The organism is Caballeronia sp. LZ043 (assembly GCF_031451075.1).
Taxonomy (GTDB): domain Bacteria; phylum Pseudomonadota; class Gammaproteobacteria; order Burkholderiales; family Burkholderiaceae; genus Caballeronia.
Window position 1 is genome coordinate 2652168 of sequence record NZ_JARUXT010000001.1, and the last position, 12515, is coordinate 2664682.

Annotated in this window: 10 protein-coding genes and 2 pseudogenes; 5 read left to right on the forward strand and 7 right to left on the reverse strand. The window is 61.8% G+C overall.

Annotated elements, in window-relative coordinates; translation table 11 throughout:
- Window positions 1–19: 19 nt before the first annotated feature.
- From QCE64_RS12145 to garL, 3 genes are all read right to left on the reverse strand, one after another.
- A complete protein-coding gene (locus QCE64_RS12145) occupies window positions 20–1264 on the reverse strand; it encodes an MFS transporter (RefSeq protein ID WP_310004211.1) in 1245 nt (414 codons plus the stop codon).
- 354 nt (window positions 1265–1618) lie between these two features.
- Window positions 1619–2533, reverse strand: coding sequence for a 2-hydroxy-3-oxopropionate reductase (locus QCE64_RS12150; protein WP_309919864.1), 915 nt, complete (start codon window positions 2531–2533; stop codon window positions 1619–1621).
- A gap of 48 nt (window positions 2534–2581) precedes the next feature.
- Entirely contained in the window at window positions 2582–3367 is a 786-nt protein-coding gene (gene garL / locus QCE64_RS12155; RefSeq protein ID WP_309918978.1) for a 2-dehydro-3-deoxyglucarate aldolase, read from the reverse strand.
- A gap of 375 nt (window positions 3368–3742) precedes the next feature.
- Here garL and QCE64_RS12160 point away from each other — a divergent pair, with 375 nt between their 5' ends.
- Window positions 3743–4441: a FadR/GntR family transcriptional regulator gene (locus QCE64_RS12160; protein ID WP_309931205.1), complete on the forward strand. Its 699-nt coding sequence runs from the start codon at window positions 3743–3745 to the stop codon at window positions 4439–4441.
- 333 nt (window positions 4442–4774) lie between these two features.
- Here QCE64_RS12160 and QCE64_RS12165 read toward each other — a convergent pair whose 3' ends face one another.
- The 3 genes from QCE64_RS12165 to QCE64_RS12175 form a co-directional block, all read right to left on the reverse strand.
- A complete protein-coding gene (locus QCE64_RS12165; protein WP_309931207.1) occupies window positions 4775–6013 on the reverse strand; it encodes an MFS transporter in 1239 nt (412 codons plus the stop codon).
- Window positions 6014–6209: 196 nt separating this feature from the next.
- Entirely contained in the window at window positions 6210–7046 is an 837-nt protein-coding gene (locus tag QCE64_RS12170; RefSeq protein ID WP_309811730.1) for an alpha/beta hydrolase, read from the reverse strand.
- A gap of 293 nt (window positions 7047–7339) precedes the next feature.
- Complete coding sequence (locus QCE64_RS12175; RefSeq protein ID WP_309931209.1) at window positions 7340–7792, reverse strand: RDD family protein; 453 nt, start codon at window positions 7790–7792, stop codon at window positions 7340–7342.
- 50 nt (window positions 7793–7842) lie between these two features.
- Here QCE64_RS12175 and QCE64_RS12180 point away from each other — a divergent pair, with 50 nt between their 5' ends.
- Window positions 7843–8259: a surface-adhesin E family protein gene (locus QCE64_RS12180; protein WP_310003918.1), complete on the forward strand. Its 417-nt coding sequence runs from the start codon at window positions 7843–7845 to the stop codon at window positions 8257–8259.
- 58 nt (window positions 8260–8317) lie between these two features.
- On the opposite strand, the pseudogene QCE64_RS12185 reads toward QCE64_RS12180, so the two are convergent.
- Window positions 8318–8836: pseudogene (locus QCE64_RS12185) on the reverse strand (TolC family protein); the annotation flags it as partial.
- A 490-nt stretch (window positions 8837–9326) separates the two neighbouring features.
- Between QCE64_RS12185 and QCE64_RS12190 the strand changes: the two are divergent.
- The 3 genes and pseudogenes from QCE64_RS12190 to QCE64_RS12200 form a co-directional block, all read left to right on the forward strand.
- Window positions 9327–9503 (forward strand): annotated as a pseudogene (locus QCE64_RS12190) (porin); the annotation flags it as partial.
- A gap of 670 nt (window positions 9504–10173) precedes the next feature.
- Window positions 10174–11190: a transporter gene (locus QCE64_RS12195; RefSeq protein WP_309931211.1), complete on the forward strand. Its 1017-nt coding sequence runs from the start codon at window positions 10174–10176 to the stop codon at window positions 11188–11190.
- A gap of 42 nt (window positions 11191–11232) precedes the next feature.
- Complete coding sequence (locus tag QCE64_RS12200) at window positions 11233–12096, forward strand: DUF2092 domain-containing protein (protein ID WP_309918990.1); 864 nt, start codon at window positions 11233–11235, stop codon at window positions 12094–12096.
- Window positions 12097–12515: the final 419 nt, after the last annotated feature.

Sequence of the window (12515 nt, forward strand, 5' to 3'; positions counted from 1 at the left end):
GCGCGTTCGGCGGGTAGATTCAGTGCGCGGCGCGCTGCGTTGCATGTGCGCCGGGCGGATGATCCGCGCGGCGGTTGCGGGTGAAGAAGGCCGCCGCGGCCGCGATCAGCGACGCGACGCCGAGCGCATACAGACCGCCCGATACCGAGCCCGTGTGTTGCTGGAGATAACCGAAGGTCGCCGGCGCGAAGAAACCGCCGAGATTGCCGACCGAATTGATCAGCGCGATCACGCCCGCCGCAACGCGCGCATCGAGGTAGCCCTGCGGGATCGGCCAGAACAGCGACGAAGCGGCCTTGAAGCCGATCGCCGAGAAACAGATGGCGACGAACGACAGCACCGCGTTGCCGGTCGTCGACGCGAACAGGCCGCAGGCCGCGATCACGAGCGCCGTCGCGAGCCACGCCTGCTGGAAGCGCCAGCGCGCGGACAGCAGCGCGAAGCAGTACATCGCGATCATCGCGATGAGCCACGGAATCGCGTTGAACAGTCCCACCTGGAAGTCGCTCAGGCCGCCCATCTTGCGGATGATCGTCGGCAGCCAGAAGGTCGCGGCGTAGATCGTCAGCTGGATCGCGAAGTAGAGGATGCAGAACAGCAGGATCTGCGGATCCTTCAGCAGCTTGATGGCGGGCACGTGCGCGCCGGTCACGGCCTCACGCGCGGCCTGCTCGGCGGTGAGGGTCCGTTGCAGCGCGCGCTGCTCGTCGGCGCTGAGCCAGTGCGCGTCGCTGATGCGCGATTTCAGCAGCATCCAGCTCACGCCGCACAGGAAGATGGAGAACGCGCCTTCGATCAGGAACATCCACTGCCAGCCGTGCAGGCCGAGACCGCGAATCGACAGCAGTCCGCCCGTCACCGGTCCCGACAGGATCGAAGCGAATGCCGAGCCGCCCTGGAAGATGGCGATGGCCTTGCCGCGTTCCTTCTGCGGCAGCCACTGCGTGAAGTAGTACACGACGCCCGGGAAGAAGCCGGCTTCCGCGATGCCCAGCAGGAAGCGCAGCACGTGGAACGAGGTGTCGTTCCAGACGAAGGCCATCGCGCCCGCGACGATTCCCCACGTGCCCATGATGCGGGTGAGCCACGCGCGCGCGCCGTACTTCTGCATCAGGACGTTGGACGGCACCTCGAACAGCGCATAGCCGATGAAGAACAGGCCGCTGCCGAGGCCGTAGGCGGCCGCGCCGATGCCCAGGTCGGTCTGCAGGTGCGAACTGACGAAGCCGACGTTCACGCGGTCGATGTAGTTCGCGATGAACATGATGAGGAACAGGGGCAAGACGTGGCGCTTGACCTTGGAACTGGCCGATTCGAGGGCCGCGTCGGGACTGGCGAAGTCGGTGTTCAACGGAATGTCTCCTGATCGCACCGCGTGGTACGTTGTCTGATGACATTTTAGGATCGATGCCCTCGCGACGCTAGCGCGCGTTTACCCGCTACCCCACAAACTACTGTTTATAAGGGTTTTAAGCCTTCTTGCGCGCTCATTATCGGTGGATTTGATTGCACAAGCTAAGACGTCCGATGACCTCATGACCGCATCGAGGGAGCCGTCAGAAACGACACTGCCGGCCCAAGGCCGGCAGTGTCGATGATGCGAAGGAAGAGACGACGCTTACTTCTCGCCCTGCCCGATCTCATGATTTGCCATGATTTCCAGCGCGCGCACCATGCCCGAGTGATCCCATGCCTTGCCGCCATGCGCCGCGCACGCGTTGAACAGCTGCAGGCACGTCGACGTGTTCGGCAGCGCGACGCCGAGCGACTGCGCAGTGGAAAGCGCCAGGTTCAAATCCTTCTGATGCAGTTCGATCCGGAAGCCCGGATTGAACGTGCGCTTGGTCATGCGTTCGCCGTGGACTTCGAGAATGCGCGACGACGCGAAGCCGCCCATCAGCGCGGTGCGAACCTTCTCGGCATCGACGCCGGCCTTCGACGCCAGCAGCAGCGCCTCGCCCACCGCCTCGATGGTCGCCGCGACGATCACCTGGTTCGCGACCTTGCAGACCTGCCCGGCACCGACCTCGCCGATCAGCGAGACGTTCTTGCCCATCATGTCGAACAGCGGCTTGACCTTGTCGAACGTGCCCTGCGCGCCGCCGACCATGATCGTCAGCGACGCCGCCTTGGCGCCGACTTCGCCGCCGGAGACGGGCGCATCGAGATAATCGGCGCCCTTCTCGCGCACCTTCGCCGCGAATTCGCGCGTGGCGATGGGCGAGATCGAGCTCATGTCGACGACGATCTGCCCGGCCTTCAGTTTCCCTGCGACGCCGTTCTCGCCGAACAGCACTTTTTCGACGTCAGGCGTATCCGGCACCATGATGAAGATGACATCGGCCTGCGCGGCCACTGCGGCGGGCGAATCGCACGCGCTGGCGCCCGCCTGGGTCAGGTCGGCGGGCACGCCGCTGCGCGTGTAGGCCGCGAGCGCCACGCCGTTCTTGAGAAGGTTGGCCGCCATGGGATTGCCCATGATGCCCAGTCCGATAAAGCCTGCCTTTTGCATGTATCGCTCCTTGATGTCGATGCTTCGATGCCGGTTCGCCGAACCTGCTGCTCACTCGGCTAACTCAGCTCATTCGGGAATGAAGTGTTTGCGCACGCCCTGCGCGGCGTTCCTGAGCAGACCCAGATCGGCGCACACGGCGACGAGCGTGCTGCCCATCGCGAGGTAGCGCTCGGCCTCTTCGCGGACGGGCGTCAGGATGCCGCTCGGCTTGCCCGCGGCGCGCGCGCGTTCGAATACGTGTGCGATGGCCGCCTGCACGTCGGGATGATTCGGGTTGCCGAGATGACCGTAGGACGCCGCGAGATCCGACGGGCCGACGAACAGCGCATCCACGCCCTCGACCGCGGCGATCTCGTCGATTGCCGCCACCGCCGTGCGGCTCTCGATCTGCACCGCGACGCACATGTTGTCGTTCGCCTGCTCGAAGTAGTCCGGCACCGTGCCGTAGCGGTTGCCCCGATGCCCGACCGATACGCCGCGCACCCCTTGCGGAGGATAACGCGTTGCGGCCACGGCGCGCTGCGCGTCGGCGGCGCTGTCGACGAAGGGGATCAGGAAATTGACCACGCCGATGTCCAGCAGCTTCTTGATGGCGATGGCATCGTTGGCCTGCGGCCGCACCACGGGCGCACTGATGCTGTCCTTCAGCGCCATGAGCTGCGGGATCAGCGTGAGCGGGTCGTTGGGGGTGTGTTCGGCGTCGAGCAGCATCCAGTCGAAGCCCACCACGCCGATGAGTTCCGTGGCAATGGGACTGGCCAGCGACATCCAGCAGCCGATCAGCCGCTTGCGCTCGCGCACGGAAGTCCGGAAGGCGTTGGGCAGGGCCTGGTAGGGCGAGGATGACGACATTGATGCCTCCTGTGACGGCAGCGACACGATAGGAAACCGGTACGTCTGAATGGCAATGTCATCAGACGTCTTAACACAGAGTACCGTTTAAACTTGCCCCTGTGACAGGCATGTAAACCCTAACCACCTATGTCCATAAGGCTTAATGGCGTAACCATGTGATCTTTCAATTGTACGATGTCTAATAACATTCAAGCTCAAGGCTGTCTGCCACCGCTGGTTTGACCAACCTGCTGTCACGCGGGATGATGCGTTGTCGGACATCTCTGGATGCCTGCTCCCGTGCGGCTCGTCGTCGATGAGCGTCGTCTTGCCGCCAGCCGCTTGCGGATGTCCGACCACGCATCCACTCCCTGTTTCCAACCGCGAATCGCCATGCCCAGCCTCACCGATAAAGTCGTCTCCACCCTGTTCGAGGATATCGAGCGCGGCGTCCTGCGCCCTGGCGACAAGATTCCCACTGAAGTCGCGCTGATGAAACAGCTGTCGGTGAGCCGCTCGGTCGTTCGGGAAGCGGTGTCGCGCTTGCAGGCGGCGAATGTCGTCGAGACGCGCCATGGCATCGGCACCTTCATCCGAGCACCTGAGGAACGCGAGGCGATGCGCCTGAAGGACGCGGACCTGTCGAGCCTGCTCGACATCATGGCGATCATCGAATTCCGCATCGATCTGGAAGGCGCGGCGGCAGCGCTCGCCGCAGGCCGGCGCACCGAAACTCATCTGAAGCAGATTTCAGCCGCGCTCGGGCAATTCGAGGCGCAACTGGCGAGCGGCAGCACCGATGTCCTTCAGCACGACGTCGAGTTTCACTTGCAGATTGCACGGGCGAGCGGCAACCGCTACTTCCACGACGTGCTGAGCCAGATGGGACGCGGCGTGAGTCCGCGCACGCGTCTGGGAAAGGCGGAGATTGCGGAACTGGATCAGATCGAACATTTGCGTCATGTGCTTGCCGAGCACAAGGCGATCTACCAGGCGATCGTGCGACAAGACGCCGAGGATGCGCGCGCCGCGATGCGCATGCATCTGAGCAACAGCCGTGAACGCCTGAGACAGGTGCATGGTGCGGCGTGAAGGCCGCGCCTGTTTTGAGCAGCGCCCTCTGCTTCTCTAAGTAAACAGAAGAACGTGTATGTATACGTGGTAGTAGTTAACAAGCCCCGCGCATTTCAGTGGACAACTCTCGCCGGCCGTTTCGCGTCAGTGACTTAGCAAGTAAACAAGTTCGGTATATCGCGGCCGGTTGCGGCGTGAACCCGGAACAACTTTCGGCTCGCCCGCGTTTACGCCGAGTTGTTCAGAATCCGCAAACAGTCAGTGCCATGACGTTTCAACAAGTTTGTCCACAGATGCGGCATCCGGCGACCGGCGGCGCCAGATGCCCGATAAAGCCATCGATGCCGTCGATCAGTCGACGGATGCGTCGCAGGTCTGTTTGAACGACGCCGCTTTTGCGGGCCGCTCGAGCGAGGCGAGCCGTTGCAGGATGACGAGGCCCAGCACGGCAAGCCCGAGTCCCAGCGTGAAGTCGGCCTGCACGCCGGCGCGATCGACGAGCGCGCCGCCCACCGCCGAGCCCGCGGCGATAGCCACCTGAATGATGCTCACGAACATCGCCGAGCCGGCTTCGGGCAGGTCCGCGGTGCCGCGCTGGATCCAGACGCTGAAACACAACGGCAGCGCGCCGAAGGCGACGCCCCACAAAAGCATCCCCGCCGTCTCGCCGATGAGCGAGTGTTCGAGCAGCAGCATCGACGACATGGCGCCGAGCAGCAGCAGGACCATCACGGCGACCGACTTCTTGAGGTGATTCGAGACCGCCATCGACATTAGCGCATTCGAGAAGAAGCCGATCAGCCCGAAGCCGAACAGCAGCAGCGTGATCGCGCTGAGCGAGAAGTCCTGTTCGAGCAGCGGTGCGATGTAGGTATAGGTCGAGAAGTGCGCGCCGAATACGAGCGCGACCATCAGCATGCTCAGACGCGTATGCGGGCGTGAGAGCAGCGTCCTGAAGTCGGCGACGCGCAGCGCCGATGCCGACGGCAGCGCAGGCACCAGCAGCGCCTGCGCGAGCAGCGCCACCGCGACCAGGCCGGCGGTGGCTGCGAACGACATGCGCCACGAGGCAAACGACGCGATGAAGGTTCCGAGCGGCACGCCGATGACCGTCGCGCAGGTCACGCCGGTCAGGATGATGGCCGTGGCCCTGGCTGCGTCCCGGCCTTGCACGAGTCGTGGCGCGGCCGCCGTCGCGAGTGTCCAGAAGCCGCCCAGCGCGGCGCCAAGCAGCGCGCGCCCGGCGAGCATCAGCGCGAAGTTCGTGGCCATCGCGCACACGATGTTGGACAGCAGCAGCACCGCGGTGAGCAGCAGGAACACGTAGCGGCGGTCCATGCGGCCGGCGCTGACGATGAGCGTCGGCGCGAAGATCGCGGCCATTACGCCGGGTGTCGTGATCATCAGGCCCGCGACGCCGGGCGACACGCCGAGATCCTGTGCGATCTGCGGCAGCAGGCCCACCGGCAGGAATTCGCCGGTGACGAAGGCGAACGCGCTGACCGCCACGGCCAGCACGGCGAGCCATTGACGCAGCGTCGTCGAGCCTCCTTCGGAAGAGTTTGAAACAGCGGGTGGTTCGATTTGCATGAGGACACCAATGCCAGATTGAAGTCGGACACTTTAGGCGCGGTACGGCGCGGGAAAAAGCATCGAAGCTTGAACAGAGATACCGGCGCGGCTGAACAATGCCGGCGCGAAGGGAAGAAAACAGAATGCGGGCGTGCGAGCCGCGGCATCGGCGGCTCGCACGTTCCGTCAGTGCGGCGAGGTCAGGTCAGTCAGGTCAGGACTGCACGAAGGCGAGCAGATCGGCGTTGAGGACGTCGGCGTTCACGGTCAGCATGCCGTGCGGATAACCGGGATACGTCTTCAGCGTGCCGTTTTTCAGCAGCTTGATGGACTTGAGCGCCGCATCGGCGTAGGGCACGATCTGGTCGTCTTCGCCGTGCAGCACCAACGTGGGCACGCTGATCGACTTGAGGTCTTCCGTCTGGTCCGTCTCCGAGAAGGCCTTGATGCCCTCGTAGTGGGCCTTGGCGCTGCCCGTCATGCCCTGGCGCCACCAGTTCTGGATGACACCTTGATGAACCGTCGCATTCGGGCGGTTGAAACCGTAGAACGGGCCGGCCGGCACATCGAGGAAGAATTGCGCGCGGTTGTCGGCGAGCGCCTTGCGGAAGCCGTCGAATACGTCGAGGGGCAGGCCTTCCGGATTGGCTTCGGTCTTCAGCATCAGCGGCGGCACGGCGCTGACGAGCACTGCCTTCGCGACGCGTCCCGCCGGTTCGCCATGCTTCGCGACATAGCGCGCCACTTCGCCGCCGCCGGTCGAGTGCCCGATATGCACTGCGTTCTTCAGGTCGAGCGCTTCGACGACCGCGAAGGCATCGGCGGCGTAGTGGTCCATGTCGTGACCTTCGGAAACTTGCGACGAACGTCCGTGCCCGCGCCGGTCGTGCGCGATCACTCGATAGCCCTTTTGCACGAAGAACAGCAGCTGCGCATCCCAGTCGTCCGAAGACAGGGGCCAGCCGTGATGGAAGACGATGGGTTGAGCGTCCTTCGGGCCCCAGTCCTTGTAGAAGATCTCGACGTTATCCTTGGTCGTGACGAACGGCATGATGAACCTCGCTGGTTGGAAGAAGGTGGAACACGACGTTGTGCCGATGCGCGACGGCGGCACAGGTCCGACGAGCATGCGAATGGATCAGAGGAGACAACCGGCGTTCAGCCGGACTTCACGGATTGAGCGCCGGCGATGAACCGCCGGGGAATTGCATGAGGCGGGTATCGGCCGCGAAACGTCAAGCTATGCGTCCGGTTTCGTCGCCCGAGTAGAACAGTACACGTTTGCTGTGTCGACTGGATGGATCGCCCGTCGGTGAATGGGGTTGTCGACGCGCGTCTGACGCATCACGCCGGTCTCCCCGTCACGACGACCGTGTTGGCGATGCGGTCATGCAAAGCCTGTTTGCGTGGATTGAACCAGATCCAAAAAAAGCCCGCACCGAACATGGCAAAGGTCAGCAGATAGCCGACGGTGCGCAGGATGGACTGGCGCGGCGTCATCGGCTCGCCGCTGTCCGCATCGACGATCCGCAGTTTCAGCACGTGCTTTCCCGGCGAGGTTCCCCAGACGGTCCACAGCACGCCGGTAATCAGTATCGGAACGCATTGCGCGAGCATCAGCCAGAGAAACATGTCGGCGGCGAGTGCATCGGGTGACAGCGGCATCGTGTCGAGCGAGGGTCCGAGGGGGACGAACAGCGCAATGAGCGTCCACCACAGCGAATCGATGAACAACGCGCGGCCACGCTCGGACACCGTGGCGAGGCGCATGGGGAAGGAATCGGGTTGGTCGGGCAACGGGCGTCCTGGGATAAAGTCACGCAATCATCCGATTTGAGCACACTCACGTGAAACGGAACCTGAAAGCGGGCATCAGGCGCGCGATGGCTGCGGCGTTCATCGCGCTGGCTGGAAGCCAGGCGGCGGCGTCGGACTGGAGGCTGATCGCGTCGAATCCGTCGTTCGATCTGTTCGCCGATGCATCGAGCTTCGTCGGCGGGCCGGTCAGCCGGGCGTGGGTGCGCTTCGAAGGCAAGCCGCCTTATAAGGAATTGAATGGCCGCGTGCAGGTGAAAGGGATGGAACGATGGTCGATCGATTGCGCGGGCAGGCGGATCGCGACGAGCGACTACACGGGGTACGGCGCCGACGGCGAGCCGGTGGTGAGCGAGCCGGGGTCGGCCGATGATTTCCGTGACATCCCGCCGGATTCGGTCTGGGATGTGGCGGCGGAGAAGATCTGCGGAGCCGAAGGAATGGAGTGAAGTAACGACGCCTCCGCAAACCTGAAGCGCATAAAGGAACGGCCGCACGGTTCATGGCTCAGGACCAGCCGCCGCCAAGGGCCTGAATCAGGCCTACGGAGGCTGTCAGCCGTCGGGTGCGCAGGTCCAGCGACGAGATTTGCGCATGGAGTTCGGTGGTCTGCGCCGTCACAACATTCAGATGACTCACTGCCCCATCCCGGTAACGCGACATCGCGAGCGCCAACGTCGATTGCGCCGAAGCGAGGGCCTCGTCCTCGTTTCTGGACGCGTCCCCGAGGTGGTGCAGCAAAGCCAGTTCGTCTTCGACTTGCTGGAATGCGGCAAGCACCGTTTCGCGATAATTGGCGCCGTTCTCCGCGAGCTTCGCGCGTGCAACGGCCACCGCCGCACGTCGTCTGCCGCCGTCGAACAGCGTGAACATGAGCTGCGGTCCGATGGACCAGATCTCGTCGGGTGCGGCGAGCCACGGCGAGAAGGTATCGCTCTGATAACCGCCGTCGAGTTCTAGCGTGACATCAGGGAAGAATGCTGCCTTTGCCACGCCAATGTTCGCGTTGGCGGCGGCAACGCGTCGCGTGATGCCCGGATTGATGTCCGCCTGGCCGCCATCCGGGGCCGATCCTGCCGGTTGCGTTGCTGCAACCATGGTGTCTTGCGCTTGCGGCGTCACGGCCTGGGCGAATGCGGGAATGACAGCGGATGCCATGGCGGCGGCGATGACTTGCACGAGCTTTTTCATGAATCTCTCCAGGGAGGGGTTACCCGTCCAGACAAGCGGATTGCCTGCTGTCGGTATGGAGAGACTACGGATTCGCCACTGTGCGAATTGCCCGAAAACCATGAAGAGTTTTTTATCTTTCGCGTCACGCACCGGTTTCTTTCCGCTGCATCGAATCCAATTCGCCACGCATCACCGTTTTACGAAGATCAGTCTTCCCGGAATTCGGAACATTGATGTTGAAGGTTCCTTGATCTGCCACCGCGCCTGGCAGACTGGTTCGTACGCGATTTCCGCGTGCCACACGCCGCCCACGAAACCAATCTCTTGCTCGGGGTGCAGAAGGATGAAGAAAACGATGGTGGCCGCCACACTGCCCGCTTTGATGATGATGTGCGGTGTGGTCCATGCGCAGAGCAGCGTTACGCTGTACGGCCTGATTGACGAAGGTCTGGATTTCACGAGCAACGCCAACGGCCATCATGCTTACCAGATGGTGAGCGGCGACACGATGGGCAGCCGCTAGATATGAATTACGCATGCTCATCATTTCACTGGAGTGGAGTGACGGGCTGGGGTCGCTGGATGAGCCGCAGTCGAGAGGACGACTGAGACAGCTTGAGTCTCATAGGTGACTGTGAGGAAGCTGCGATTGGTGTTCACCTGGCTTTGCCCCACAGGCTCGGAACGACTTTTGTTAGCTTCTCCGAGTAGTTGAATCAACTGGTCTTTTTCGCTCTTCGAACAGTCCACACAAACTCGAGCGCCCTCCTTGTCGCTCCCATCCTTTAGCCCAGATAGGAAAAACGCACGCATTAGTTCGGCGGCTATCGAGTCGAGCATAGCCATAGGGCTCCTTTCGCACGTTTGTTTCTGCGTGGTTGCTGGACATCGGTTGCGCAAGAAATTGATTCCGGCTAACTCAGGGTTAGCAGATGGAAGCAAGCGCATTGGCGCGCAAATAAGAAATCGAAATGCCTGCAACGATGCTACGAAACAGAGACGGCGAGATTGCGCCTGATACAAACGTTTGCTAATGTTTCTGGATGAAAAGCCTTTATTCAGCCTATTTGCTGAACGCTTTATAGGAAAGATTGACCAGCTGCAGTAGTTGAATCATGTAGGTCTGACTCTTGTACGTAGATTGACTTGGATGAACATCTCGTCATCCAACACCTCATACAGGGCGCCAAATGTTCACGCTGGTCAGGAAGCTCGCTCGACGACGTCCGGCCAAAACGCGCAAGCTACTATCTCGACGCGTTCGAGCCACGATTTTTTCTTTCCTTTTCATCTTAGCCGGGCAGTGGTCTTCGCCGGCAACGGCGACCGAAGGTGCGCTTGGTCGACCGGTCGCTGGCACGAGCGTCTTGTCAGGCATCGGCCTCGTTCCTCCCGAAAACATAACGATTGTCAGCCTGCAGCAGCTCTACATCGACGGGTCAATCAGTGGCAGTCGGCAGGTACCTATCGCCGGCAAGGCCTCCTTAGGCATTGACGGCGAAGTCGCGCTGACGCTTGCATCGCTCGTTCATGGGTGGGGCGGATCAGGGGGATGGAATTTTGCATCCGGCATCACGCTCCCGTACATATGGACGAAAGTTACGGGCAGCTTTGCAGCCGGACGATTCGCCAGTTCGACCAGCGACCGGGCGTCGAACCTCTACGACATGTATTTCACGCCGATTGAGGCGGGCTACAATCTCTCTGAAACGGACCATATCTCACTGAGTTTCAACTTCTGGGCGCCAACGGGCAAATATGATTCGAACGCGCTGGCAAACCCTGGATTGAACAACTGGACCTTTATCCCGCAACTCGCTTACACCAAAAGTTTCCCTGAATACGGCCTTGAGTTTGATGCAGTTGCAGCGGTTCAGTTTTACACGCGCAATCACGACACCGACTACCAAAACGCTCCGCTTTTTACGCTGGACGTGATGGGCCTGAAGAAGTTTTCCAATGGAGTCGGCCTCGGGCTCGTCATGGGCACGGTTCAACAACTTGGGAATGATTCTGGTCCGACTGCTGACCGTCTAAACGGCTTCGTGGGACATGACTTTGCGCTCGGCCCCATCGTTACCTACGACACAAAGCTGGGTGGAAAGGCGCCGTTCTCGGCGAGTCTTCGGTGGGTACCCACTATCACCAGCACCAACCGGTTGAAGAGCACAAGAAGCTTCATGGCAACGGCGACACTCATCTTCTGAGCTGCAGCCGTTCTCTATACGCAAGGTTTTGAGGATTCCCTGATGGACTTCAAAGGCTTCGTCGGCTTTTCGTCACTCGTTGTTGTAATCGTCTTCGCCGGCTGCGCGTCCCCAGCTGGCTCCTCGCCGTCAGTCAGCGACACGCCCGCGGTTGCCGCAAGCGCGCCGCAAGCAGCATCCGCAACGCCTGCGACGCAAGAAGACACGACGACCAACGTAGCACCTTACGACCAACAGGCAGTTGGTGCTCTCTCACAGATGGGGGACTACCTACGGTCCCTGTCGCAATTCGAGGTCCGTGCTGATTCATCCACCGACCTCGTGCTCGACAATGGCCAGAACGCAAGCTATCTGCATCACACAGTCATCAAAGTCAGAAGACCGAATCGACTGCGCGCCGACATATCTGGAAGTCGTAGAGACAGAGGCATCGTCTATGACGGACGAGACTTCGTCATCTTCAACACGGGCGACAAGTATTTTTCTCGAAATCCAGCTCCACCTACGATTGATGGCCTCGTCCAGGAGCTTGCCACGACCTACAACATCGAAACACCGCTTGCCGACCTTTTTTACTGGGGCAATGGCAAGGTGGACGACCTTGCATTGACCTCAGCCCAGAATTTAGGGCTTGAGCGCGTTGAGGGTCATTGGTGCACGCACTATGCATATCGACAGTCCGGCATCGACTGGGAGCTGTGGATTGAGAAAGGCAGCCGCCCGTTACCTTGCCGCATGGTCATCACAGATGTGAGTCAAGCGTCTCGCCCTCGTCACGAGGTCACCTATCAATGGAATACCCACGTTTCCTTTGGCCCCGGCACCTTCATGTGGCGACCGCTCGCCGGTTCCCATCAGATTGAATTGAAGCCAGCCACCGGCTCGCCTCTGCAGGAGGCGCAATGAAACGTACCTTCCGTCTGACGGCACTCTCCCTGATCGTGGTTCTGCCGTTGTCGTCAACGACTGCTCTCGCATTCCGTGGGATGGCACGTACCAGCGTTCACCCCATGCCGCACGGCAATTTCGAAGGTGGGCATGCACCTCACGGGGCGCCGCCGAGTGGGCAACTTCATGGAGCGCCGCCGCCAGGACCGGCCCCGCATCCTCCGGGGCCAAGCCCCCAGCCTGGCCCGAGCCCGCAGCCGAACCCTCATCCTCCGGGACCGCCGCCGGGGCCACACCCGCCTGGACCGCCGCCGCCGGGGCCAGGACCGCATCCGCCAGGACCTCCGCCCCCGCCGCCGTCCCATTATTGGGGGGGCTGGTACGCGGACCCCGTCGCTGTTGGCGTAGCGGTTGGTGTCACCACGGCACTTGTCGTT

Coding starts and splice junctions, on each gene's coding strand:
- QCE64_RS12160 (WP_309931205.1), top strand. CDS start 3,743: ATGCCCAGCCTCACCGATAAAGTCGTCTCCACCCTGTTCGAGGATATC.
- QCE64_RS12170 (WP_309811730.1), bottom strand. CDS start 7,046: ATGCCGTTCGTCACGACCAAGGATAACGTCGAGATCTTCTACAAGGAC.
- QCE64_RS12200 (WP_309918990.1), top strand. CDS start 11,233: ATGGACTTCAAAGGCTTCGTCGGCTTTTCGTCACTCGTTGTTGTAATC.
- QCE64_RS12195 (WP_309931211.1), top strand. CDS start 10,174: ATGTTCACGCTGGTCAGGAAGCTCGCTCGACGACGTCCGGCCAAAACG.
- garL (WP_309918978.1), bottom strand. CDS start 3,367: ATGTCGTCATCCTCGCCCTACCAGGCCCTGCCCAACGCCTTCCGGACT.
- QCE64_RS12165 (WP_309931207.1), bottom strand. CDS start 6,013: ATGCAAATCGAACCACCCGCTGTTTCAAACTCTTCCGAAGGAGGCTCG.
- QCE64_RS12145 (WP_310004211.1), bottom strand. CDS start 1,264: ATGTTCATCGCGAACTACATCGACCGCGTGAACGTCGGCTTCGTCAGT.